23 protein-coding genes and 1 tRNA gene are annotated in these 25,924 nt (G+C 41.6%); 13 read left to right on the forward strand and 11 right to left on the reverse strand.

Features of this window, described 5'->3' with window-relative positions; genetic code table 11:
* Positions 1 to 139: 139 nt before the first annotated feature.
* Positions 140 to 1,012 (reverse strand): LysR family transcriptional regulator, encoded by an 873-nt coding sequence (locus ACS8FA_RS19645; protein ID WP_101205469.1) that lies wholly within the window; start codon positions 1,010 to 1,012, stop codon positions 140 to 142.
* A 375-nt stretch (positions 1,013 to 1,387) separates the two neighbouring features.
* Between ACS8FA_RS19645 and leuC the strand changes: the two genes are divergently transcribed.
* From leuC to ACS8FA_RS19670, 5 genes are all read left to right on the forward strand, one after another.
* Entirely contained in the window at positions 1,388 to 2,806 is a 1,419-nt protein-coding gene (leuC, locus tag ACS8FA_RS19650) for a 3-isopropylmalate dehydratase large subunit (RefSeq protein ID WP_238068399.1), read from the forward strand.
* Between the two features lie 142 nt (positions 2,807 to 2,948).
* On the forward strand, positions 2,949 to 3,599 hold the full coding sequence (gene leuD / locus ACS8FA_RS19655) for a 3-isopropylmalate dehydratase small subunit (RefSeq protein ID WP_160020917.1): 651 nt from the start codon (positions 2,949 to 2,951) through the stop codon (positions 3,597 to 3,599).
* Positions 3,600 to 3,736: 137 nt separating this feature from the next.
* Positions 3,737 to 4,456, forward strand: a complete 720-nt coding sequence (locus ACS8FA_RS19660; protein ID WP_102091275.1) for a hypothetical protein — start codon at positions 3,737 to 3,739, stop codon at positions 4,454 to 4,456.
* 63 nt (positions 4,457 to 4,519) lie between these two features.
* Positions 4,520 to 5,623, forward strand: a complete 1,104-nt coding sequence (gene leuB, locus ACS8FA_RS19665) for a 3-isopropylmalate dehydrogenase (RefSeq protein WP_439265822.1) — start codon at positions 4,520 to 4,522, stop codon at positions 5,621 to 5,623.
* A gap of 364 nt (positions 5,624 to 5,987) precedes the next feature.
* The gene (locus tag ACS8FA_RS19670; RefSeq protein WP_201572480.1) at positions 5,988 to 7,109 is read left to right on the forward strand and encodes a L,D-transpeptidase family protein; all 1,122 of its coding nucleotides are present in this window, start codon (positions 5,988 to 5,990) and stop codon (positions 7,107 to 7,109) included.
* A gap of 260 nt (positions 7,110 to 7,369) precedes the next feature.
* On the opposite strand, the gene infA is transcribed toward ACS8FA_RS19670, so the two are convergent.
* From infA to dinB, 7 genes are all read right to left on the reverse strand, one after another.
* Positions 7,370 to 7,591 (reverse strand): translation initiation factor IF-1, encoded by a 222-nt coding sequence (infA, locus tag ACS8FA_RS19675; RefSeq protein ID WP_021814850.1) that lies wholly within the window; start codon positions 7,589 to 7,591, stop codon positions 7,370 to 7,372.
* Between the two features lie 121 nt (positions 7,592 to 7,712).
* Positions 7,713 to 8,546, reverse strand: coding sequence for a tRNA pseudouridine(38-40) synthase TruA (gene truA / locus ACS8FA_RS19680; protein WP_439265825.1), 834 nt, complete (start codon positions 8,544 to 8,546; stop codon positions 7,713 to 7,715).
* Between the two features lie 43 nt (positions 8,547 to 8,589).
* A complete protein-coding gene (locus ACS8FA_RS19685) occupies positions 8,590 to 9,690 on the reverse strand; it encodes an asparaginase (protein ID WP_439265827.1) in 1,101 nt (366 codons plus the stop codon).
* Between the two features lie 163 nt (positions 9,691 to 9,853).
* Positions 9,854 to 11,506, reverse strand: coding sequence for a FimV/HubP family polar landmark protein (locus tag ACS8FA_RS19690; RefSeq protein WP_439265828.1), 1,653 nt, complete (start codon positions 11,504 to 11,506; stop codon positions 9,854 to 9,856).
* Between the two features lie 51 nt (positions 11,507 to 11,557).
* Complete coding sequence (locus ACS8FA_RS19695; protein ID WP_439265831.1) at positions 11,558 to 13,315, reverse strand: type IV pilus assembly protein FimV; 1,758 nt, start codon at positions 13,313 to 13,315, stop codon at positions 11,558 to 11,560.
* 110 nt (positions 13,316 to 13,425) lie between these two features.
* Positions 13,426 to 14,628: a tRNA preQ1(34) S-adenosylmethionine ribosyltransferase-isomerase QueA gene (queA, locus tag ACS8FA_RS19700; RefSeq protein WP_439265833.1), complete on the reverse strand. Its 1,203-nt coding sequence runs from the start codon at positions 14,626 to 14,628 to the stop codon at positions 13,426 to 13,428.
* A gap of 167 nt (positions 14,629 to 14,795) precedes the next feature.
* Positions 14,796 to 15,881 (reverse strand): DNA polymerase IV, encoded by a 1,086-nt coding sequence (dinB, locus tag ACS8FA_RS19705; RefSeq protein ID WP_439265835.1) that lies wholly within the window; start codon positions 15,879 to 15,881, stop codon positions 14,796 to 14,798.
* A 506-nt stretch (positions 15,882 to 16,387) separates the two neighbouring features.
* Here dinB and ACS8FA_RS19710 point away from each other — a divergent pair.
* Positions 16,388 to 16,633 carry a hypothetical protein gene (locus ACS8FA_RS19710; RefSeq protein ID WP_201572470.1) on the forward strand — a complete coding sequence of 82 codons (246 nt, stop codon included), beginning with the start codon at positions 16,388 to 16,390 and terminating at the stop codon, positions 16,631 to 16,633.
* Positions 16,634 to 16,712: 79 nt separating this feature from the next.
* Here the strand turns inward: ACS8FA_RS19710 and ACS8FA_RS19715 are convergent.
* Both ACS8FA_RS19715 and ACS8FA_RS19720 read right to left on the reverse strand, forming a co-directional pair.
* Positions 16,713 to 16,799 (reverse strand) — tRNA-Leu (locus ACS8FA_RS19715).
* A gap of 152 nt (positions 16,800 to 16,951) precedes the next feature.
* Complete coding sequence (locus ACS8FA_RS19720; protein ID WP_101205461.1) at positions 16,952 to 17,725, reverse strand: ferredoxin--NADP reductase; 774 nt, start codon at positions 17,723 to 17,725, stop codon at positions 16,952 to 16,954.
* A 426-nt stretch (positions 17,726 to 18,151) separates the two neighbouring features.
* Between ACS8FA_RS19720 and tsaA the strand changes: the two genes are divergently transcribed.
* Both tsaA and tfpB read left to right on the forward strand, forming a co-directional pair.
* The gene (tsaA, locus tag ACS8FA_RS19725) at positions 18,152 to 19,021 is read left to right on the forward strand and encodes a tRNA (N6-threonylcarbamoyladenosine(37)-N6)-methyltransferase TrmO (RefSeq protein ID WP_439265840.1); all 870 of its coding nucleotides are present in this window, start codon (positions 18,152 to 18,154) and stop codon (positions 19,019 to 19,021) included.
* Positions 19,022 to 19,079: 58 nt separating this feature from the next.
* Positions 19,080 to 20,867: a type IV pilus assembly ATPase TfpB gene (gene tfpB / locus ACS8FA_RS19730; protein WP_201572466.1), complete on the forward strand. Its 1,788-nt coding sequence runs from the start codon at positions 19,080 to 19,082 to the stop codon at positions 20,865 to 20,867.
* A gap of 21 nt (positions 20,868 to 20,888) precedes the next feature.
* On the opposite strand, the gene ACS8FA_RS19735 is transcribed toward tfpB, so the two are convergent.
* Complete coding sequence (locus tag ACS8FA_RS19735) at positions 20,889 to 21,554, reverse strand: acyltransferase (RefSeq protein WP_102094914.1); 666 nt, start codon at positions 21,552 to 21,554, stop codon at positions 20,889 to 20,891.
* Positions 21,555 to 21,807: 253 nt separating this feature from the next.
* On the opposite strand from ACS8FA_RS19735, the gene ACS8FA_RS19740 reads away from it, so the two are divergent.
* The 5 genes from ACS8FA_RS19740 to ACS8FA_RS19760 all read left to right on the forward strand — a co-directional run bounded on the left by ACS8FA_RS19740 (position 21,808) and on the right by ACS8FA_RS19760 (position 25,902).
* Positions 21,808 to 22,596 (forward strand): TatD family hydrolase, encoded by a 789-nt coding sequence (locus tag ACS8FA_RS19740; RefSeq protein ID WP_414558391.1) that lies wholly within the window; start codon positions 21,808 to 21,810, stop codon positions 22,594 to 22,596.
* A 233-nt stretch (positions 22,597 to 22,829) separates the two neighbouring features.
* Positions 22,830 to 23,513, forward strand: a complete 684-nt coding sequence (locus ACS8FA_RS19745) for a TetR/AcrR family transcriptional regulator (protein WP_057759351.1) — start codon at positions 22,830 to 22,832, stop codon at positions 23,511 to 23,513.
* A 180-nt stretch (positions 23,514 to 23,693) separates the two neighbouring features.
* Complete coding sequence (locus ACS8FA_RS19750) at positions 23,694 to 24,518, forward strand: prepilin-type N-terminal cleavage/methylation domain-containing protein (RefSeq protein ID WP_522901988.1); 825 nt, start codon at positions 23,694 to 23,696, stop codon at positions 24,516 to 24,518.
* A gap of 38 nt (positions 24,519 to 24,556) precedes the next feature.
* Positions 24,557 to 25,027, forward strand: a complete 471-nt coding sequence (gene gspI / locus ACS8FA_RS19755; protein ID WP_439265845.1) for a type II secretion system minor pseudopilin GspI — start codon at positions 24,557 to 24,559, stop codon at positions 25,025 to 25,027.
* Positions 25,024 to 25,902, forward strand: a complete 879-nt coding sequence (locus ACS8FA_RS19760) for a type II secretion system protein GspJ (protein WP_439265846.1) — start codon at positions 25,024 to 25,026, stop codon at positions 25,900 to 25,902. The genes gspI and ACS8FA_RS19760 overlap by 4 nt, the downstream gene beginning before the upstream one ends.
* Positions 25,903 to 25,924 lie beyond the last annotated feature (22 nt).

The following is a 25,924-nucleotide window of genomic DNA, read 5'->3' on the forward strand; positions in this document are numbered from 1 at the left end:
TTACTAGAAGTATTCAATATATGACTATCAGTGTCCTTGTGGTAAATTTTTGTTATAAAAACAACGTCAAGCGTATTATAACGCATGAGAGTCACAAATGCGAATAGCTTAATGGTTAGACTGTTATAGCGAGCTCTTTTTATTCAATAGGCGCAAGTAAGTCTAGTAGGGCGGTCACGCTGCTAGATTGAGTTAATTTTGGATTGATGACCACACCTAAATAGCGTTGTAATTCAATATTGTCAGCCATATCGATACGTTCCAAGTCTTGACTGACCATCGTTTGTGGTAGTACTGACCAACCAAGACCAACAGATACCAGCATACGGATAGACTCAAGAGGGTTGGTGCTCATCGTGGCATAAGGCTTCAGATTGTGCTTGGCAAACTCAGCCAAGGTAATTTGACTGGTAAAGGTATTGGCAGAAGGCAAAATGGCAGGATAGCGCGCTAACTGCTCCAACGTCACATTAGATTTAGTAGCCAAAGGTGATAGCGTACCCGTCATAAAATAAAGAGGGTCTGACCAGAGCGTGTGATAGGTTAGCCGCTTATCGTAGACAGGTGGAAGCGTAACAAAGGCTAAAGACAAATCACCATCTAGTACTGCTTTATGAGCTTTTTCAGAATCTACGAAGTGTACTTCTAACTGAACAGCTGGATAAGCTTGAATAAAGTGTTTAAGGACAGGTGCTAAATGATGTAGGCCAATATGATGGCTAGTACCAATGACTAATTTGCCAGAAACGATATGCTGAGAATGCTGCAAGTTGATTTTAAAATTTTCATAGTCTTCTAGCCAACGCTTGGCATGAGGTAGCATTTCACTAGCCGCTTGAGTAGGCACAATTCCACGTCCTACCGTATCAAACAAGGTAATGTTAAACTCGTCTTCTAAGTTTTTGATACGTTTGCTGACAGCAGGCTGCGTGATAAACAGCTTTTCTGCGGCGCCTGAGATACTGCCAGTGTGCATAACGGTAACGAATGTCGTCAAGTTTGTGGTGTTCAAACGAATGTCCTTAGCTACTTTACGAGCTATAAATAAAAGTTGGCTGACCCAATCACAACGTATTAGAAATAAAAGTTTGCGTCTGGTTAAAAATCATCAATTATTATTATAGGATTTGCCTGCTATAATCACAAGACATCGAGGCATATTGTGACATATTTATTCTAAAAAATTGGCTATTTGCCATTTAAAACGTATTTTAAGCGTTAATTTTAGTCATATGTTGCGTCTCATAAAGAAATAGTATTTAAATTTTAGATACGACCGTAATTATTAAACATTATAGATAGACATAGCATTTACATAGAATCTTAGCTTGGCAATTTGCAAGTAAGTAAAAAATTAAGTAATTAGTAACCTATAAAGGATAGCAACATGGCTGGTCAAACGTTATATGACAAACTTTGGAACGCTCACGAAGTCACTAAGCGCGACGATGGTTCGAGCCTGATTTATATCGACCGCCACCTGTTGCATGAAGTGACGAGTCCACAAGCATTTGAAGGGTTGGAATTGGCAAATAGAGCGCCATGGCGTTTATCGGCTAACATTGCCAGTCCAGATCACAATGTGCCGACTGTCACCAAAGAGCGCCTAGAAGGGGTGCCTGGGATTAAAGACAAGGTATCACGCTTGCAGGTTGTCACTTTGGATGATAACTGCACCAAGTTTGATATTGCTGAATTTACTATCAATGATGCCCGTCAAGGTATTTTGCATGTGGTCGGTCCAGAGCAAGGTTTGGTCTTGCCGGGTATGACGGTTGTTTGCGGTGACTCGCATACAGCGACTCACGGAGCACTTGGTTGCTTGGCTCATGGTATCGGAACCTCTGAAGTTGAGCATGTATTGGCCACACAGTGCTTGATTCAAAAGAAATCAAAAAATATGCAAATCCGCGTCACTGGTCAACTTGGCACTGGCGTCACTTCAAAAGATGTGGTGTTAGCTATCATTGCGAAGATTGGTACAGCAGGTGGAACAGGACACGCGATTGAATTTGCAGGTCAAGTGTTCGAAGACATGAGTATGGAAGGTCGTATGACCGTCTGTAACATGGCGATTGAGGCAGGTGCACGTGTCGGTATGGTTGCGGTCGATGACACGACGATTGACTATGTCAAAGGTCGTCCATATGCGCCAAGCGAAGCACAATGGGAACAAGCAGAAGCCTACTGGCGTACACTATATTCAGACGATGACGCGGTATTTGATACTGTGGTAGAAATCGACGGTAGTCAGATCGCACCACAAGTATCTTGGGGTACATCGCCTGAGATGGTGGTAGATATCACGCAATCTGTACCGACACCAGATCAAGCCATTGATGAAGCTCAAGAAGAAGGCTGGTTACGCGCTTATACTTATATGGGGCTAGAAGCTGGTCAGAAAATTACGGATATCCAACTTGATCGTATATTTATCGGTTCATGTACCAATTCACGTATCGAAGATTTACGTGATGCGGCAGCGGTAATCAAAGGTCGCAAAGTTGCTGATAACGTAAAAGAAGCGATCGTTGTTGCAGGCTCTGGACAAGTGAAACTGCAAGCAGAGGCTGAAGGCTTGGATACGTTATTTACTGAAGCTGGTTTTGAATGGCGTGAGCCGGGCTGCTCGATGTGTCTTGCGATGAATGCAGACAAGCTTGAGCCGCAAGAGCACTGTGCCTCAACGTCTAATCGTAATTTTGAAGGTCGTCAGGGTAATGGTGGTCGTACGCATTTGGTAAGCCCAGCAATGGCAGCCGCCGCCGCGTTGGCAGGTCATTTCGTGGATGTTCGTACATTTTAAGACTGATAATAAGTAGCTGACACCATGCTTGTATGAACGATAAATATATGAGCATGCTGTCAAAGATGGTAAAAACTTATTTACTATTTAACATGCTTATCAAGATCATCAGCCAGCAAAAATATAATTGATAGGAAATTTTATGCAAGCTTATAACACCCAAACAGGTATCGTTTGCCCGTTAGATCGCGCAAACGTCGATACCGACCAAATTATCGCAAAACAGTTTTTGAAGTCTATTAAACGTACAGGTTTTGGCGTGAATCTATTTGACGATTGGCGCTATCTTGACGAAGGCTATCCTGGTCAAGACAACAGCACACGAGTCATCAATCCAGACTTTGTATTGAATAAACCGCGTTATCAAGGTGCTACTATCTTGCTAGCACGTAGAAACTTTGGTTGTGGCTCTAGTCGTGAGCATGCACCTTGGGCACTTTCAGAGTATGGTTTCCGTACGGTAATTGCGCCTAGTTTTGCAGATATTTTCTACAATAATTGCTTTAAAAACGGTATGTTACCGATTGTGTTGGATGAAGCGATTGTCGATACGTTAATGAAGGCGACTTTTGATAACGAAGGCTATGAATTGACTGCAGATCTTGAGCGTCAAGTCGTTATCACACCAACTGGTGAAGAGTATGCCTTTGAAGTGGATGCCTTTCGCAAACATTGCTTGTTAAACGGATTGGATGACATTGGTTTAACCTTACAACAAAGTGATGCTATCAAAAATTATGAGCAACAAATGATGCAAAAAACACCGTGGATATTTAACGACGTAAGAGCGTAGAGGGTCATTCTATAGTCTACTGCTTATAAAACTGCGAGTAGTCGCAACGCAGCGTTGAGTTATGGCGGTGAACTGTCTAAAATGAAGAATAGTTTTTCACTACATTTTATTATCTCTCTTGAATAGTAGCCGCCATTATGAATACAAAACGTTATGCTCTATGGACAAGTACAATCGTTGCTGCAAGCTTATTATTGTCAGGCTGTCAGCTATTGACGGGCTATCAAAAAATAGATGAAGCAGAGAGTGCTGAAGCATGGGTGGGTAAAATTAAACCTATTGCTGGTGAAGTAAATATTGCATGTGTGGGTACATATCATTGCGAAATTGTGCAGATAGATAAAACACTCATTATCGCGCCTAATAGTCACGAGCCAATCAATCCTCAGATTATGACAGCCTTACCACGTCAAGAAGGTATGGCAAAAACATCAATGAATATGGATATGACGCCACTCGTCAATAAAAATGCCATAAAAGTTGTGCCGTTAGCGCCTTCGAGTATGCCAGGATTGACCAACTATTATGCACGGGTCATGCCTGCCAAACACGAGGTTCATGTTAATTTTTATCCAGAAAACAATATGGGCTATATTGAGCGTTTCGCGATGATTCATGATTTCACTGAAGCAGGTACTTATCAGTTGCGCGCTTATCAAAAAAAGAACACCGAAAAATCAGGCAGTCTATTAGACACAGCATCACCTGAGCCTTTATGTATTGAGCTATTGCAAGGTACTCAAGTACAGCGCCGATTCTGCAAGCAACTAGACGCTGAGCATCAAGGCGAGTTTGTAGAGACGGGTATGGTCAAAGCAGTAACATCAGCACCCAAAGCCAAAAAAATGGCAGCATAAAATATGAGACTGAAAAGCTCAAAAATATAATCAACCAATAAAAATATTTCCAAAAGGATCAGTATGGCAACGATTTTAACATTAGCGGGTGATGGTATTGGCCCTGAAATTATGACCCAAGCCATTGACGTGCTCAAAGCTATCAATGATAAGTTTTCACTTGATTTAACGCTTGAGTCTGGATTGATTGGCGGTGTGGCTATTGATGCAACTGGTGAGCCTTTACCAGATGAGACATTGGCCCGTGCTCGCGCCGCAGATGCCGTATTGCTAGGTGCGGTCGGTGGTCCTAAATGGGATGCAATCGAGCGTAGTAAACGCCCTGAGCGCGGTCTATTGAAAATCCGCGGTGAGCTTGGTTTATTTGCCAACCTACGTGTAGCCAAGCTATATCCACAGTTGGCTAATGCCTCAAGTATCAAACCTGAAATTATCTCAGGTCTAGATCTATTGATCGTTCGTGAACTGACAGGCGGTATCTATTTCGGTGAGCCTCGTGGTATTCGCACACTAGAAAACGGCGAGCAACAAGGCTATAACACGATGGTGTATAGCACAAGTGAGATTCAGCGCATTGGTAAAGTTGCCTTTGAGTTAGCAAAAACGCGTGCGCAAGCAGCAGGCACAGCAGCTAAGGTATGTTCAGTTGATAAGGCCAATGTATTGGAAGTCACCGAGCTGTGGAAACAGACGATGATCGAAGTGCAACAAGCTGACTATAGCGATGTGGCGTTATCACATATGTATGCTGACAACGCTTGCATGCAGTTGATTAAAGATCCTAAACAGTTCGATGTTATGGTGACAGGTAATATGTTTGGCGATATCCTATCTGATGAAGCTGCGATGTTGACAGGCTCTATCGGTATGTTGCCATCAGCGAGTTTAGATGAGTCAGGTAAGGGTATGTACGAGCCGTGTCATGGTTCAGCGCCTGACATCGCAGGACAAGATAAAGCCAACCCGTTAGCGACTATCTTATCTGTTGCTATGATGCTGCGTTACACCTTCAAGCAAGAAGAAGCGGCACAAGCAATTGAGCAAGCAGTCAGTGATGTGCTTGATGATGGTTTACGTACGCTAGATATTTTAGATAGCAGCGAAGCTGGACTTAAGCAGGTAGGCTGTAAAGAAATGGGTCAAGCGGTCTTGGCCAAACTGATATAAGTTAACTTGCGCTTAAAGGCTATTCTTATATAGCATTTTCCACAGTCTCATTTTGCGTGTTATATACCCATAAGCTACCAAGTGGCTTATGGTTTTTTTATTGTTTATCTGTTAGCAAAGCTTATCTATAAGCATTGTATTAACAGAGACGCTGTACAACAAAGCTCCTTTTAACACAAAGCTGTTATATGCTCACAAGGTAATATGACAATATTAGTAGCTTATAAAGGAGCTAAAATATTTCGCTTTTAGCAAAAGTAAAATATCCAAAAACTAGATGCCAAAGGCAAGTTCTAAAATCTAAAAAACTGTAGTATTTGAAAACTGAAAATGAAAATAGAATTTCTTAAATGAGGAGTGTTACATGTATCAATTAACAAGAATCAGTAAAGCATTAACAGTGGTTAGTCTCTCTAGCTTGCTACTGATGGGACAAAGCATTGCAGCAGAGACAACGGATAGTGTGAACGCAAATAATAGCGTCAAGGCTCCGGCAGAAGTCAGTCCGGTGACTAATGGCGTAAGTCAAAAATTAACAGGAGATAGTAAAGCTGCGACTTCATTGAATAAGCTACTGCCTACTATTAAATACACAACCGAGAACCTATCTGACAATTCAAAAAAAGTAAACAATGTCACTTGGACGGCAGATGCAGAGATCGATCGTAATATAGGAACCAAGCTGCAGGCTCTATTGAACTGGCATCATAACGGAGTAGGGCCTGTTGATGGCTACTGGGGCAAAAATACTCGCAAAGCCATGCAAGCGTTTCAAAAAGCAAATGGTTTAGATATAACCGATACGCTAAATGCTGAAACGTGGCAAGCACTGACCAAAAATGAGAAGCTTACGACTCAACCAGTGCTAGTCAGTTATCAGCTCACTGAAGCAGATGTGAATGTTAAAACTATAACCATACCTGCTGACTCTGTTGCCAAATCCAAGCTTGAAGGGATGTACTACGAAAGTCTTACTGAAGCGTTGGCAGAGAAGTTTCATATTAGTGAGAAATACTTAAAATCGCTTAATCCTGATGCCAGTTTTACTGCTGGTGAAATCATCACGGTATACAACCCTGGTAATCCTAATACCAAGCCGGTGCATCGCGTTGTCGCTGATAAGGCCACTGAAACACTCTACGCATATGATGAGAGCAACAATTTGATTGCTAGCTATCCGACGACAGTGGGCAGTACAGCGACACCATCACCAACAGGTACGCATACTGTCAAGGTAAAGGTGCACGAGCCCAACTATACTTATACGGCCAATGACGGCAGCAAGTCTATCATTCCACCAGGTCCTAACAATCCAGTTGGTTCGGTATGGATTGGACTTAGCAAACCTACTTATGGCATTCATGGATCGCCAGATCCTGCTCGTATTAGTCGTCAGGCATCAGCAGGTTGTGTGCGTTTGACCAACTGGGATGCGCTTAGTTTGCTCGGAGTTATAAAAAACGGCGCGACTGTCGAATTTAGTTAAATACGATAATACTAAGTCATAAAAAACGGACAAAAAAATACCGCTAAAATCTAGCGGTATTTTTTGTGGTAAGTAGAAACAGTCAATACTAAATAACTAAAATATTGATAGGCAATAATGAGCAGATTAGCATTTTCATTATTATTATCAGTTTCACTACCCAAGCGTCATATCAGCTATCAGTGATAACGTAGCTATTCGGCTATTGGCTGTATCTTACCAATGCTAATACTTTCATAACCATATTGGTCAGTCAGTATTTAGTTTTTACCACGGTAGGTGATACGGCCTTTAGATAGGTCATAAGGCGTCATTTCAACTTTAACCTTATCACCTGTCAAGATACGAATATAATGCTTACGCATCTTACCAGAGATATGCGCAATGATTTCGTGCCCGTTTTCTAAACGAACTTTGAACAAAGTATTAGGAAGGGTATCAATGACTTCGCCTTCAAATTCAATAATATCGTCTTTTGCCATAATTTGTATCAATCAATTAAAAAATAAGCCCATATTATACGTAAGTTAGCGGATTAAAGCAATACGAACCTGCTTTTGACTTGACAGCATGTAAGTGATATGTATGCCAAATGATATTGATTTAATCAGGTAGATTTAACCAAACAGGTGTTAGCGGTGCATCTGGCAATAAGCTTTGAAAACGCTCAGGATAATAAGCATTGATAAAATACAATCCATCACCTGAAGCAGTAGGTGGTGCAATCGTTCGATCTTTTTTATGCAAAATATTCAAAAAATCTGCTGGCTCTAGCTCATGTCTACCAATGGCATACAATGTACCCATCAAATTGCGAACCATATGATGTAAAAACCCATCTGCTTGTATATCGAAAACGATAAATTGACCATGAGCAAAGAGGCTTGCATGGCTAATCGTACGCACTGGTTGATTGGATTGACAGGCTGCAGCACGGTAACTGCTAAAATCGTGTGTACCGACGATATCAGCTGCTGCTTGCTGCATGGCTTCTAAATCAAGCGGTTCATAGATATGAGTCACTTGATGATTTAGTATGGCAGGGCGCTGTGCTTGGTTGAGTGTAATATAACGGTAGCGACGAGCAATGGCACCAAAGCGCGCATGAAAGTCAGCTGGCATGGGTTGTATCCAGCGTAGAGCAATATCATCGGGAAGCAGGCTATTTACACCGCGTAACCAGTTATGAGTTGGGCGATACGCATGAGTCGTAAAATGGGCAATCATATTGCTCGCATGAACGCTAGCATCAGTACGCCCAGCCGCGATGACTTCTACAGGCTCATTAGCCACTTTGCCGATAGCTGTCTCTAAAGCTTCTTGTACACCCAAAACCTCTCGTTGCCGTTGCCAGCCATGATAATGAGTTCCTAAGAACTCAATAGCAATCGCTAAAGTGTAGGTTGGTTCAGTTTCAATAATTTCAGTCTCAGACATTAGGGTTTCTAAACTTATAAAATGGGAATTAATTAAAAGTCACTTATCGCTTTTTGATGCTAGTGCCAGTTTGATTGACATTATTCAACCAACGCTGTCTGCGTCTTGCAGGACTGTCATAGCGAAGTAGCAACCAAAGTAATCGGGCATAAATAGCAGGTATGGTCAAACGCCCACCAGCAATGACATGATGCTCGTACTGCCAACTGCCTGCCGCATAGCTATCGCTGACGCCACCAAACGGACATTGACTGGCTGATATCACCATATGTCCACGCTCATACGCAAGGGTCAGTGTCTCTGCTAGTGCAGCTGAGTAAGGGATGTTACCGGCGCCAAATCCTAATAGAATAATGCCACATGGTGGCTGCGACAATAAAGCTTGTAGCTGGTTGTTTATCATTGAGACGTCGTTAGGTAGGCAGTATAGCGCATGAACACTCGCGTTTTCAGCGCGTGTTTTGATACTGGATAGCAAGTCTTGTTGGTCATCGAGCCAATGTTGCCTACGCGTGTCAGGTAGATTTTTTATATAGCTATTGGCTGGATAAGCGGCGCGAGAATGACCAGTGAATGCCATCAGATCATGACTGTGAATTTTCTGTACCGTTTGAGCAGGCCATGATTCGCCGCCAAAACTGACCTTCACGCCTGATTCACCAGCAGCGGCTAGTTTTAATGAGTCGTTGAGATTGCCCCAAGCATCGCTATGTTCGTCGATGTTATAGGAATGCAATATCTCACTGTCTAATAATGGACGCATACTTGCGGTCAGAACAATACAAATATCACTACCTGCAAAAGCTTCTGCTAAAAATGCGCCTAAGTAACTCAACGTATCCGTGCCAGTGATGAGTACAAAGCGTCTATCACCTTTGGTATAAGCATTCAGTAGTAGTTGATAGAAGTGCGCAAAGTCGTTAGGGGTAAGCTGGCTGCTGTCTTTGATCAGGGTGTTTTCTAACCATGAGACTGTCGGTAAATTGTTCGTACTGTCTTGTGCAGACAAAAGCTTTTGTAGAGTAGGCAAAAACACTTCTGCTGATAATGGCGCCAATGGTCTGCCATAGCTACCAAAGGTACCGCCAGCATAAATCAGTTGAATAGGATCGGGTAGATTTTTGAGCATAACAGAAGATGGCATAGTATCAACACAGTAAACAATTATGGAAGAAAAGAGGCGCTGGAGGATTGAGCAACGATGGCTGAAGGGTTTAATAATAGATAGTATTAGAGTTAAATGCAAAAAAAATCAGCAAGCATCCCGTGATTAGGAAATACTTGCTGATAAGCGACTAGACTATTGACTACGCAGTACGCTCAAGTAATAGCTGTGCTTGCTGTTTCTGCTCACTGGTACCTTGAGCTATCACCTCATTGAGTAGACGATTTGCACTGTCATATTCACCCAGCTGTAAATATTGATCTGCCAAATCTAACGTCACTTGATTACTGTCTAATGACTTTACGAAATCAAAATCTGCTGCGAAACGTGATGAAAAATCTTCTGCTGATTCAGTCTCTTGAGGCGTGATAGAAGTGTCACTCTCAACTGGCGCAGCTGTAGTGACTGGAGTATTGGTCGACGGAGCGTCAAATAGAGAATCAGCATCGTCAATATTAAAATCATCGTCTATCAGCGTATTGTCATCAAACCTCAATGATGCAGTAGGTGCGACATTCGATTCTTCAACATCATTAATCTCGATATCATCATTGAGTAATGGTTCCTCGAAATTAATATCTGTAAAGCTCTCTTCTTCAAGGGTCATGCTCTCAGAAGTATTATTTCCAAAATCAGTATTTTCCAGAATAAAATTGTTGAAATCACTGTCGTCTTCAGTCGTAGATAGGTCATCATTGGATGTCGTATCGATGTCATCTGATGTATCTAAGTTGCCTAAAGATAAAACAAAGTCATTCTCAGCGCTTTGAATAGTATCAAAAGAGTGTTGTTCTGAATTCGTAGATATGTCATTAGTGACGACGTTGTCTTTGTCTGCATCGGCTGCTAAATCATCGAAGTCTAATATAAAGTCTTCTTCTAGTACCGTTGCCTCGTTACTATGCGAAGAATTAGCGTCTATAGAAGCTTCTGTCGAAGTATTGTCGTCAAATGAATCAAAGTCAAACTCAAAGTCACTAAGATCGTCATTTTCGTTATTACTAACATTATCGTTAGCAGAGCTCTCTAAAACGTCGTTATCTATATTGTCCAATGGCATGACAGGCGTTTCACTTGTCATATTAGGCGCAGCGAAATCGTTCTCTAAATCGCTGAGAGTCAGATCAAAGCTATCATTCGGATTTTCGGTAATAGAACTAACATTGTCGACTTTGTCTGATAACTCTAAGCTGTCGATAGGTTCATTTATTGCAGTATCGTTATTACTTTCTTCAATTGACTGGTGATCTACTGTATTAGTACTATCATTCTGACTAATAGGTAAATCGAAGTCGATAGCGCCAAAATCATCTTTGGCATTGTCCGTTGCCAGTGTTTGCGCAGCGGCAGGTTCTAATTCATCAAACGATAGATTTCTTATCTCGTCTGCTTGAGCGATAGTCTGACTGTCGTTATGAGTTCTTATAGACTCATAAATATTATTAAAATCTTCTGGCTGATTTATCGTCGCGTATATGCTGAGTAGTTTAAGAGACAATGCACTGTTATGAGGTTTTTCACTTAAACCACGTTTAATGGTTTCAATCGCCTTGTCATAGCGCTGCTGATCCATAAAACGCTGAGCAATAGTGATATGGTCAAATTTGTGGCTATTGCTGACATTAGTGTGGGTAGGAGTACCATAATCTACTTTTTGTGATGGAGTAGGCGTACCTTTTCTTGAATTAATAGGCGATGATGATGACGATTTCTGCGCCTTGTTTTTGCGCAAGAATAAAGCAGCCACTAACAGAATAAGCGCCAATCCAGCGATGATATATAGCATATTGTCCATAGTTATTCCTACGCCTGTGATCACAATCTAATGTATGAGTCAGTTAGGCAATTATTGATTGCGTAATTTTTCGAGACGAGCCTGTAGCTCAGCCAATTTTTGGTTTTGTAATTGAATTTTTTTAGTATAGCTACTAAGAGTGCTACTGGTACTTGATAAACGTTGGGCCTGTGATGCTGCTTGTTGCCGTGATGCTTTGAGTGTCTCTAATATATCTGTACTCAAACCATTCCCTGTGTTTGATGCCGCTTTGGCTTGAGTGCCATCTGCATTACCATCTCGCCCGGGCGCAAGCACAGAAAATTGTGCTTTTGATAAAGTCTGTGTTTTAGTCGTCGTGGCTTTCTCAGGGCGTTTGACCGCTTGTGTACTTATAGAAGGTTTTTTAAAAGGTCTTTGAGCTGTTTTTTGCATCGCTGCTGTATTTGCTCTGCGAATATATTGTCTTTGTGCATCGATAGCTGCTTCTAAGTTTTTTTGCGATGGTATGACATCGTAACTAGGCAAAATAAGCTTAGCATCTGCTTTTAATTGATCTGCGTCTTTATTGACAAAGGCATCAGGGTTTTGTGACTGAATTTGCTTCATCACAATGGAAGTATCTAGATTATTTTCTTGCGCGATCTGCTGAGCAATAATCCATAGGCTATCGTTACGTTGTACTTGGTATTGATTGATTGTCGAGCTATCTGTTGCTCTATCATTTGAAGGTGCATTATTGGTAGCGCTGTTAGGAGTTTTCGACGTTGCATTGCCAATAGAAGCTGCCACGACGCTAGTATCATTTTTCTCAGTATTGCTTGCTATGATGCTAGTAGTCGGAGTAAGTACGGGTGATGTGTCAGCGTCTGTTTTCTTACGACTCGGCTGTATCTGCCGTGTGACTTGAATATTTAGAGTATCGAGTGGTTTATCAATCAATACTTTATCTAAGATTGGAGTGTTTTTAATACTTGCTTTGGCGTTATCATTGGCAACAACTTTCGTAGGTTCAGTGCTGTTATTCGCACTCAAAGCACTGCTATCTAAACGGTTCGCTGAACTAAAGCCGTTATCAGTATTCTTTGCATTACTGATAGTGTTTTTTATATCAGAATCACTATTTAAACGCCCATTATCAAGCCGACTAGGTGCGTAAGTAAGATTGCTAGTCTGCGAAGTAGCTGTCACTATCGGAGCTTGTATGTTAGACACTGATCTAGAAATAGAAGAGTCAACTGTTGCTATGTTTGCTAGAGCTGGTTTATTTGCAGCAGCGTTAGATACTGATATTAGGGGCGGCGGTGCACCTTTTCTTACGGTTAACGGTTTTGCAGCGCTTGCAGAAACACTTGGTAAATTAAGTTTCTGAGTACCTTTGACATTGTTCTTGGAAGCATTATTAATCGGTAGACTATCGTTTAACGGCATTAATAATGTTTTTGGTACAACATTTTGCTGCCCATTATCATTGATCGATAAGACCAAATCAGCGAAAGGCTTGGACACAGGCTGTGATGTGCTGATTAATACTTGACCGCTAGTCGCTGAAGTTGCTTGAAAGCGCACCTGCATTGAATCAGTCGGCGTCAATCCCATCTGTTGATAGATAACTGGATTGGCCAAGCTTGCTGAAAAATCAGACGCTCGTATGTCAGTGACCACGATACTTGCGCTCAACGGTTCATGCTGAGCTGAGCTAACCACGGTCTTACCGATAGTTGCCGCTTGCGCGCTTGGAATAATAGCGGCCAAACCTACAGAATAAAGTAATGCCATCGATACCGCGCGATGCACAGGAGTCAAGCGACGAGATAAATGACAAGACATGAATAGTCCTTTACAAAATAAGTTATCTTTGCTGTTATAACAAAGTACGGTTTAGTTTACCAGTTTATTTCACAACTGTTGCGTCCAATGCATAAATGTTTATTTAATGTTCAGCTTATTTTCTTGTCAAGTAACATAGCATCGCCATAGCTAAAGAATCGATATTCTTTTTCAATAGCATGTTGATATGCCTGTTCAATCGATGCTTTCCCAGAAAAAGCTGATACCAACATTAGCAACGTCGATTTGGGTAAATGAAAGTTTGTTAACAATCGATCAATGACACCGAATTTAAACCCTGGATAAATAAAGATGTCCGTGTCCCCTGACCAGCTAGAGAGTGCTTGCCCATTGACAGCCATTTTTTGATAAGCCGTTTCAAGGACGCGAGTCACCGTGGTACCAATAGCAATAACCTTATTACCATTTGCATGCGTCTGATTAATCAGCTCAGCAGTTGCTTGTGGCAAATGTGCATACTCACTGTGCATAGTATGATTGAGTAGGTTGTCTGTTTTAACTGGCGCAAAGGTACCAGCGCCAACATGCAATGTCACAAAAGCAGTATTGATGCCTTTTTCCACCAGCTTATTGAGCACCAATTCATCGAAATGTAAACTTGCTGTCGGTGCAGCGACACTTGCAAGCTTAGCGGGATCATGAAATACCGTTTGATAACGAGTATTGTCAGTATCGTCAGCATGACGTTCAAAGTAGGGCGGGATAGGTAGCTCGCCGTAAAGTTCTAAATCAGGCAAAATTGGTGCATCAAAGGCTAAAATAAATAAATTATCCTGACGGCCAATCATCGCGCCACTCATATGACCATCAGCCAGTTGAAAACGCTGTCCCATTTTCAATGCTTTGCTGGCTTTTACATGGCAAAGGGCAATATGTTCTTGGTTGACTGATTCATTATTTGAATCTTCTAAATGCAGTGTCGTTATATCTAAGTCTGAGACAGCAATCAATCGTTCAATCAAAACCTCAAGTTTACCGCCAGTATCTTTTTGACCAAATAGGCGTGCCTTCATCACCTTTGTATCATTAAAGACAATAAGGTCTCCAGCGTCTAACAATTCAGGCAATTCAGAAAACAAACAGTCTTTTATAGGCTTAGCATCTGTGTGAGTGTGAGCAGGCAAATACAAAAGTTTTGAAGCAGAACGCTGTGCCAATGGATATCGTGCAATCAAACGATCTGGTAGGTCATAGTCGTAATCTTCCACGCTTAGATAATCTAAGACGTCACTATTGTTATTGGTATCAAGCGGGGCATTAGAATCGGAAGATGCAGTGTGAGCGTTGGTCATAATTAGTCTTTAAATGGATAGAAATTTTGGCATAATTGTAGCAGAAATACTGCTATAAAAGGTTGCTTTACTAAGTTGTCAAAGTGCACAAAACATATTTGAATAGCCTAAGCAAAAGTAATAGTTTTTAACTGTTCTCATGTTTATTACGTTAGTCTTTGTTTATTTTACTCAAATAAATTTAATTGAGGCAATAGTTGGGCTGCAGGTATCAATGACGAAAAAGTGACCCCGACTAATCGGATAGGGAGCTGGCGCGGAATATCTAAGAATAATTTGTCTAACCAGTAATGAGCAGATTCAGCACTACTAAAAGCGGTAGTCAGCGTGTGCGTACGGGTAATCTGAGTAAAGTCGGCATACTTAACCTTGAGCGTTATAGTATGAGCGATGAGATTTTTTTTGTGCAGTTGCGCGAAGGCATCCGCATTTTGTTCATAGATTTGTACACGTAACGCCGTGTCATCGTTTAGGTTCTCCCTAAAAGTAGTCTCTGAACCAACAGACTTATGCAGGCGCTCAGATTTGACAGCGCGTTCATCGCGACCATGAGCGATATCATGATAAAACTGTCCGCGCTTACCAAACTCATTAATCAATACTTCGGCTGACATACGGCGTAGATCAGCACCGTTAGTCACGCTCATCGCATGTAATCGCCTTGCCGTTGCTTTACCTATCCCATGAAATCGTTCAATAGGCAGTGTACTAATAAAAGCATCAGCGTCTTCTGGCGTGATAATAGCGGTGCCGTTAGGCTTATTGATATCAGAGGCAATCTTGGCCAACATCTTGTTGAAGGACACGCCAGCAGAAGCAGTCAATCCTGTATGTTGCAATATCTGTGCTCTTAACCAGTTGGCCATCAATGTTGCTGAGCCTTTATGTACAGTAAGACCAGTCACATCAAGATAAGCTTCATCTAGCGATAATGGCTCAACATGAGGCGTTAAGCTGTACATAATATTGCGAATATCGCTGCTAACAGCTCGATATACTTCAAAACGTGGTCTGACAAATATGACTTCTGGACAACGTTTGCGAGCCTCATAACAAGACATGGCTGAGCGCACTCCAAACTGACGTACCTCATAGCTAGCTGCTGCTACAACACCGCGACCATTTGGATCTCCACCAACCACTAGTGGCTTGCCCCGTAATTCTGGGAAGTCACGTTGTTCTACACTGGCATAAAACGCATCCATATCTATATGAATGATTTTACGTGGACTGGATGCTGTAGGAGTTTTCATGATTAATATTTTACATCACTCAATACTTCTGTTTCAGTATCGATTATTAAACTATAAAGAGATTTTTCGAATATAGAACCATAAAAATATGGCAATATGCGAATAATTTATATATCAATAATTAAATATAGTGTAAGGTTAATAGTCAGAGATATATGGCGTTAAAATACTAATAAATTAAATATGGTTAACATATGTTCACTAATATATATTCTGTATGGCGCATACCTCAAGTTTTTCAGATTTTCTATACCGTCTGTCTGAATATAATAGCCTTCCATCATGAATATTATAGTTATATGTTACAGTTCTAATGCTATCGTTTTACAATATATTAACCACGATAATCAATAGTTATGAAAGTAATAAATAGTTTTTTATAGGAATTTTATTTACCTGATAAGACATTGTTTATAGCTCATACCAAACTTATGAATTGAGTACTGGTAAATTAACTTTCTAAAAAAATAGTAATGAGAAAGTTCAAGATAATTAAGGAGCTGATGATGAGTCATGAATTAAAAGGGAGCGATTTGACACGAGCAATGCTAGCGCGGGGTGATAAAAAAATATGGTGCGCAGTGTGTGATGAAAGCGATGAACAAGCGATGATGGATCAGTGTGGTAATGATTTTACAGCCTATATTGTGTCGTTTAATGATGGATATTTTTATTGTAGTGCTGGCATGCCATGGAGTTATGCGGTACCGATTAAGATAAGCGCTGTCATGCCATTTGAAGTATCGATATAAATAAATTAAGAGTTTGATAGGGCGAATATAATAAGCACAAAAAAACCTCCGATAAAGGAGGCTAGTTTGTACTAAATATTGGTACCAGTGGTCGGACTCGAACCGACACGCTTTTAAAGGCAACGGATTTTGAATCCGTCATGTCTACCAATTCCATCACACTGGCATGTTAGGTGATAATAATTATTAACTAAATATTACCGAATTGGGTTACAGTGTTGACTGTATAGGCTGCGTATTATAGCAGCCTATTTACATGCGTCAAGTATTATTTTATACAATTTTTCATTTGTTCTAACGATGCTAAATAGCATCATTCTAGCCGACAAAGGCACGCTCAACTGCATAATCTGCTTGCACACCCATACGTGGTGAAACAGTCAGGCCGAAGTCATCTAAAATAGCAGAAACCTCAGCGTTAAATGGCATGCTGCCACAAAGCATGACGCGGTCGTCGTCTTTATTCATTGGCGGTAAACCAATATCTTCGAACAATTTGCCTGATTTCATCAAATCAGTGACACGTCCTTGGTTTCTAAACTCTTCACGTGTAACGGTTGGATAATAGATGAATTTTTCGCGATACCATTCACCAAAGATTTCATCATTAGGCAGCTCATTTTCAAACATTTCACGATAAGCCAAATCATGAACATGACGTACGCCATGTACTAAGATGATTTTGTCAAAACGTTCATACACTTCAGGATCACGTGCTAGTGACAAGAATGGAGCAAGACCAGTACCAGTAGAGAGCATGTAAAGGTTCTTACCTGGTAGCAGATCGTCCAATACTAGTGTGCCCGTTGGCTTTTTGCTGACTAACAGCTCATCACCTACTTTGATATGTTGCAAGCGCGAAGTTAATGGACCATCTTGAACTTTGATAGAGAAGAATTCTAAATGATCTTCATAGTTAGGGCTGGCAATTGAATAAGCGCGTAATAGTGGCTTGCCATCAACAACAAGTCCAATCATCGCAAATTCGCCATTACGAAAGCGCAAGCCATCGTCACGAGTGGTTTTGATACTAAATAGAGAGTCATTCCAGTGATGAACCTCTGTGACCGTTTCGGTGCGAAGTTTTGACATAAAGTCCTCGTTAATAAGTTATTATTTGTGTGTTAAGTTTGAATAAGTATTAAATCAGAATTTTCAATGTTAAATTGAACATTATAAAAACGTATCAGTCTTTTAATCGTTGTCGAAACTGCTATTTTTATGAACGAGTAAATGATGAGTAAGCGTAATACAGCTGGTTTATCAGTTTATATATAGCCAGCTATTACGTCATTAGACATAGTAAATTCGCGTCAACGATGACAGCATTACCGGTCATATCGCCCAAATGTAAATGACTCTCATCAAATTTCTTGCTCATAATACCAAACTTTAAAATAAAAATCCGTCTAGCAGTGTTTGTCTAGCATGATAAAATGGAATATCGTTAGTGAGTAATTTTGTATCATTTGGCAAAACTGCTTTATTAGGCCAGTTTTGTATCATTGGAGTTGGTCTATGCTTGATGAGAACCCCTTGTTAGATAACTACCATCAAGCTCCTGTTATTGGCTATCACCGTGCGCCGCTTTCACAAAAATTCGGTGCGCCGCGCCAGCCAAACCTGGTTGCCCTGACTAGTGCCATTGAGATGTTAGCGCCATATGATACGCCAGCTGCATTTGATGGTTTGGATAAGTTTAGCCATATATGGGTGAGTTGGCAGTTTCATCATAATTATCGATATAAAAATAACAATGAAACCAGTAGTGACTTTCGCGCTCAAGTACGCCCACCAAGATTGGGTGGTAATCAAAAAATAGGGGTGTTTGCCAGTCGCAGTATGTATCGGCCTTCAGGGCTAGGCCTATCTGTCGTCAAGCTCGAACAGGTCAACATAATTCAAGGTCGTGTATTATTGATTATCAAAGGTGCTGATATGATAGATAGCACGCCAATCATCGATATAAAGCCATATGTGGCCTATAGTGATGCACTGACACAGACGGAGAATGGATTTGCACCAACTGCTCCAGAGTTATTAACTGTGACTGTGACCGATGCTGCTAACGAACAGTTTATGATGCTAGTAAGCGCAGGCGAGCCTATTAATGCTCATAGTGATACAAGCAACAATGATACAAGTATCAAAGAGGCAAACACTGGATCGAATAGTGCGACAGTTGCGTCTACGACTTATCGTATACAAAATCAATTGATAGCCTCAGATATGAGCATTATTAAAGAATTAATTGCCCAAGACCCGCGTCCAGCTTATCGTCGGACAGAGATAGCCACACCATTCATTATGCGTTATAAATCCGTTGATGTGAGTTTTCAGTTGATGGAATCAGGACAGTTACAGGTAACCGCTGTGGTTGCGGTGTAGCTGGTTTGCATTGATATCATTTTGACAAAACATTTTAAAACAATAGAAGAAGAGAGATATGTCTGCTCAACAGTACTCGATAGTAATTGATTTGCGTTGGTGTCTAGATGAGCTATTGGCAGATAAAGTGATTGACCAACGCGGCTATAACCTAGTCATCACTAGCCGTCGTGACAAAGCGCAGCATCCTCTATTAACGATTAGTGAATTCGGCTTGCCTAATGGCCATGCGACGGACAATAGCACTGAAAACAAGTTAACATTGGCTTGGCTCAACCAGTGGTTGGCGGCTAAAGCAGATATGACTTTCGTTCGTATTGACCCTCTAAAAGTCGATGTCCCTGCAGTGACGCAATTGATGTCATTTGAATATGCACGTTCACAGCATATTTTACCGATTGAGGTCGCTGTAGACGAAGTGGTTATCGGAACAGATCAACCTTTTTATACTGACTGGCACTCAAGTATTGAAAAATTGATCAAGTCAAAAAGCTATCGCACAGTCTATATCAATCCTGAGCAGATCAAACGCTTCCGGCAAGAGTTCTATCAAGTTACCCAAGCGATTGCAGGCGCAAATAGTGTCCATAAGCGTGCAGCTGCCGACGTGACCAATGTCGAAGCATTATTGCAATTGGGCGACAATACTAATCCCGATGCCAATGACCAACATATTGTTAGAGTCGTTGATTGGCTGTTGCAATATGCCTTTGAGCAACGAGCTAGTGATATCCATTTAGAGCCACGCCGTGAAACAGGTAAGGTGCGCTTCCGTATCGATGGTGTGCTCCATACGGTGTATGAGATGCCATTGGCAATCATCGTCGCGGTGACCGCGCGTATCAAAATTCTAGGGCGACTAAACGTTGCAGAAAAGCGTAAGCCGCAAGATGGTCGTTTAAAGACGCGAACGCCGAAGGGACTAGAGACAGAGCTTCGTTTATCGACTATGCCAACCGCTTTTGGTGAAAAGTTGGTCATGCGGGTGTTCGATCCTGAAGTACTGGTACGTTCCTTTGCTCAGCTTGGTCTATCCGGCAAGCAGCTTGAAACGTGGCATGAATTGACTGCTCATCCAAACGGGATTATTTTGGTCACTGGGCCTACAGGGTCGGGTAAAACCACGACCTTGTATAGTACCCTCAAGCAGCTAGCGACTGAACAAGTCAATGTCTGTACCATTGAAGATCCTATTGAAATGATTGAACCTGCATTTAATCAGATGCAAGTGAATCCAGGTGTCGATTTAAACTTTGCTGACGGCATTCGCTCCTTGATGCGTCAAGATCCTGACATCATTATGGTAGGGGAGATTCGTGATGCTGAAACAGCCAATATGGCAGTACAAGCCTCATTGACAGGGCATTTAGTGCTCTCGACACTACATACTAACGATGCGCCAAGTTCAATCACTCGCTTGCATGATTTGGGTATTCAACCGTTTTTGACATCAGCGACTATCTTAGGTGTGATGGCACAGCGTTTATTACGTACGTTATGCCCGCATTGCAAAAAAGCGGTAGACGTTGTGCCAGACAGCGAGGTTGCCATTCAATGGCAGGAGTTGGTACAACCTTGGCGTGCGCCTGCCCCAGCACAAATTTATATGGCTCAAGGCTGCGAGCATTGTCGACACACTGGTTATCAGGGACGAGTCGGCCTATACGAGATCATGCCGTTGTCTAACGAATTAAAAAAACTGGTCGCAGCCGATACAAATTTAGATGTGCTCAAACAACAAGCCTATCGTGAAGGTCTACAGCCATTGCGTTTATCAGGGGCAAAACGTATTAGTGAAGGCGTGACAACCATAGAAGAGGTGATGCGAGTCGTGCCTCTTAATTAACTATTGTATTTGAAGTCGTGTTTAGCGTTCCCAACGTACGTTTTGGCGAATAATTTTTGCTGGTGTGCCTGCTACCATACAGTTTGGTATAGTGACTGGTTTATTGACGAAGGCACCTGCTGCGATGATACATCCATCAGCGATAGAGACGTTTTTTGAAATAGTCACATTAGCCGCAATCCAAATATGATCTCCTAGAATGACATCAGAATGTGCTTTGTTCACTCGTACGTTAGTATCTATATCGTAGACCTTGTGCACATCGGTAGCGCGAATTTCAATACCACGCGATATCATGCAAGACTTACCAATGGTTACACTCTTGTCACGTGCCAAGATATAGCAATCAATGGCAGTGGTATGCTCACCAATATGAATGCGTAAATGATTACCAACGACTAATAATTGACCAGAGAATTTAACATGTTCTGCGATAGTGACTTGATTGTGATTACCATTAATGTCGATTTTTAATTTATTAAGTTTCCCATGACTACCAATGGTAATTCGATTGTTATCACCTTTACGAATGGTAATTGTGGAGTTGCCAATGATACGTACGTCGTTAGCTATTTCAATGTAATTACTATGGCCTTTATCTTGTAGTAAAAACCGTTGTCTATAGAGTTGCTTCGGTAACAATGTTTTGAATATATGCGGTAAAGTGATAGTTTTTTTATGATTCATATTATGGCACTTATGAGAGGTAATAAAGGTTTTAAAGCTTCGGTTTTTAAAAGACTGTTATGACGTATCGACTAAGCTCGTATCATCCATTTATTTAGAATAAATTCTATTTAGAGTATTTTTGATAGCTATTAATGTAGTGTACCGTTAAACGATACTTGAAAACAGATTCCTTCACAGCAACCAATGCAAATAAGATTTAAATTTTAATTCCCATACTTTTAATTAATAAGTTATAACAACGAGATTATTTATGTTTACAGATACTCATTGTCACATTAACCGTTTAGATTTGACGAAATACGATGGTAAATTATCTGGCGCGATTGACGCCATGAAAACTGCTAATGTTACCCGTGCGATGGCGATCATGTGTGATTTTGCAGAATATGATGAGATTGCCAATATTGTGAGCACCTATGGTGACGAGACATTAAATCTAGGGATGAGTGTAGGGATTCATCCTTGTGAGGATATTGATGTACTGAAATCAGCGACGGTTGAGCGTCTAATAGAGACTGCTGATAAAGATCATGTATGGGCAATAGGCGAGACAGGGCTAGATTACTACTGGTCTACAGAAAATAAAAAAGAGCAGCAAGCAAGTCTTGCACGTCATATCCATGCCAGTCAGCAACTAAAAAAACCGCTTGTCATACATATGCGCGATGCAAAAGAAGATACGATTGATATCTTAAAAAGTGAGGGTGCTGAGCATGGTATTATCCATTGCTTTACTGAAGATTGGGAGACCGCAAAACGTGCTTTAGATTTAGGGTTTTATATCTCCTTCTCAGGTATTGTTAGCTTTAAAAGTGCCCAAAATATCCAAGACGCTGCACGACAAATGCCTAAAGACAGAATCTTGATTGAGACCGACAGTCCATATTTGGCGCCTGTGCCTAAGCGTGGTCGTCCCAATGAGCCCGCCTACGTACCCTACGTCGCAAGCTTTATCGCAGATATGTATGGTTGTGATAGTAACGAGGTCGGAGCGTTAACCGCAAAAAACTTTGAAAATTTACTGGCACAGTATCGCTAAAATGGTTATGCTATGACCAGTCAGTCATTTATGTGATAGTCGTATAGTTCAATCCCCTTTAGTATTTGATTTACTAAATGTAACTATATGATTATCAATGACTATTTGTAAATATAAGCATATCCCTTTTATGGTATTTCAGCAGTTCTTGTATAGTTTTATACGCTCATTGCCAAATGTACGCACATAATTGATGGTCATATGCTTAATCTTGTCATGTTTTAGGAGAGATTATGAGTCGTCAGCACCAGTTCAAGGCACGAGAAGAGAACATCTTAGCGATGGCAGAACAATTGCTACTTGAGTCAGGCGATGGTGATATCACTTTAGACAGTTTGGCAGATCAGCTCGATTTGGCTAAAGGCACCCTGTACAAGCATTTCTCCAGTAAAGATGAGCTTTATCTGCGTATTATTATTCGTTACGAAGAGCAATTGTTTGAGATTAACCGTATTGATGACTGCCCTTCGGCAGGCGTTGCCCGTATGATTTTCCAACAGTTATTCAACCCGCAAAAAGCGATGCTATTGAACCAAATTGAAGAGCGTCTGGCAGCATCAGTGACTGGGCTCAATCGTTTGTTTGGTGAATTATATGATATCCGTCGCCAGCGCATGAAGCGTTTGATTGATATCATCAGCGCATACCTAAAAGATGAGCACAGTAATTTGAGTACTCGTGATTATCTATCGTCTATTTGGGCGATTGGTCAGGGCGGTGCAGGGCTATTAAATTCAAGCTTTTACCAACGCTATTTAGGTCGCCGTGATACGCTGCGTTACGCCTTTGTTCAGCAAGTACTAGAGTTGCCAAGTCATTATCCTGCTGACGATGAAGAGGTCATGGATGAAGATATGCAAGAGCTGGTAGAGCAAATCGATACTGAATCAGAAGAGCACCGTAATACCAACTACTAAAGTAGTTATTAATAAAGTAGCAAGTAATTTTTGGGTTGTGAACCTTTTTCGGCTTTAATAAATCGTGTTGTAATGCTTACTATTGCAGCACGAATTGCAGTATGAATTCACGTATCTTCTAATATTCTTCAAAACCCTTTCTTATTCTGCGACAATTAAAATTGGGCTTATAGGTGCAATATGCCGGTCAGTGTTAAGACGCAGTCCAGTTCAGCGGCTACTTGCTCTTTTACTCTAATTAATCAAACGTCTCAGTCAAGCTGCTTAGATACAAGACCTACAGACCATTGTCACAGCTGCGCCTCCATATCAACTAATACCCATCACTTATCATCAGTCTCATCGTTAAACAGTCGGACACAGACTGGTTTTACATTGGTAGAAATCGTGGTGGTAGTGGTTATCTTATCTATATTTGCTGGCATAATGAGTTTGTCTGTCGGTAGCAGTGAATCCCGCAAAAACCGCGCTTTTTATGAGCATTTGACCGATTCGTTGAGCTACGTTCGCCTATTATCGGCTGAACGTATGCAGCCGATGGGTTTGCGTATGCAGGCAGATAAGCAAGGTCAAGTAGAGCCAGTCATTGTTACCCTATCAAATCCATATGTCGCGTACCAGACAACAGAGATGATGTCAGATAGCACCGACAGTCAGCCTAAGAATGCTATGGAGCTGTCGGCAGAGGTGGCTGGTCTATCAGGCTCTACTGATGAGCAAAAACCAACACCAAGTTGGGAAGTCGAGTCGGATATCAATTTGCCTGAACTGCCCACTGGCGTGAGTATTAGAGTTCAAAGTTTGGATTCTAGCGGTTTACAGAATACGGGACGAACCCAAACGTTACAGCCTTGGTTTAGCGATCAAAACGTACCGCAGGTATTGTGGTTTGGTACGGGACAAGCAGCGCCCGTTACCATTGAAGTACTTCACGATTCGCGTTTAGTGGGCGAGGTGATTACGATAATGCCAGATGGCAGCATGCGAATCGGACAGGGAATATAGTGACTAAATTATATAAACCTCCTATGACAAGCCAGCCTATGTCACCAAAATCTATATCACTCAAGTCTGGGCGTGAGAGCGGCTTTACCCTTATCGAAGTGATGGTTGCTCTGGCTATTTTGGCAGTGGTAGCAGTCGCGGCGAGCCGTGCCAGTAGTGCATACCTTGGTTCGGTTGATATATTACGTACTCGTACGCTTGCTCACTTCGTCGCCCAAAATGCCGCCGCTGATTTACGTATTCAAGAGACGTGGCTGACGGCTAATCGTACCCAAACCGTTAACGCACAAGGGCGTGATTGGCAAATAGAAATGACAGTCGGTGACGCCATCACACCTGCCCTAAAAGAAGTAAATATTGCAGTTTCGCCTATTATAGATGGACAGACTCGCACATCGGTCACTGATATCACTGTGATGCTAAGTAATGCTGAGCAAGATACAGGCAGTTTGGATTTGAGTGGTCTAAGCATAGCAGGTAATAGCGAGCAGGCCGGGGGCAGTCTGTGAGGCATCAGCGTGGTTTTACACTGCTTGAGCTAATGGTTGCCATGGCAATATTTGCGATGTTAGCCGTTGCAGGCTGGCAAGTGTTTGATGGGGTCAACCGTGCTCGTGAGCGCGCACAATTCCATGCTGACAATCTGGCTGTCTTGCAGTACGCTTATTTACAGTTACAGCAAGACATGGGTCAAATTATCCCTTATCAAGCGTCGACTACTCAAAGTGTCAGTGCGCCGAATAACAGTCCAAGCGATAGTAGTAATGCGAACAACAAACCTCAATCAAGCGAGCAAATAAACGGACAAATAAATAAAATAGCGCCTGAGCCCTTTATGAGTTTAGATGGTGAGCATATCAGCTTTGTACGCTTTGCCGATCCTGATCCAAGATATCAGAGTAGTAATAGCCTCCAACGTATCGAATATATTTTTGCGGATGAGCGTTTGATACGTCGCCAATATACCAGTATGGAAGGCGGGCGTGACAGCGTCAGCTTGGACAGCGTATTGCTCGAAGGTGTCACAGCAGGGAGTTGGCAAGCCTATCTACCAGAGCTAAGTACCAAGTTTCCGAGCGATGACGCTAACAGTGGCGGTAGTATAAATACAGCGGTGAGACAATCAGCGAATACAGCGAGTCCTAACCCCACATCTGTTTTATTACCGAAAGGAGTCGCGGTTAGCTTTACATACCAAGATATGCCAATCACTTGGCAATGGGCACTTGCCCCGCAACCGATACCGCCTAGCAATAGTCAAAGCATGGCCAATAATACAGATGATAGTAGTAGTGATAATGCTAATAATGACAGCAGCGGTAGTGGTGGTGGTAGTGACAATAATAGCAGTGCGGATAATAGCAATTTAGGAACGAATAATTGAGAAGGTAGTGGTTAGAATGCAT

This window comes from Psychrobacter sp. 1Y1, from assembly GCF_051847395.2.
Classification (GTDB): domain Bacteria; phylum Pseudomonadota; class Gammaproteobacteria; order Pseudomonadales; family Moraxellaceae; genus Psychrobacter.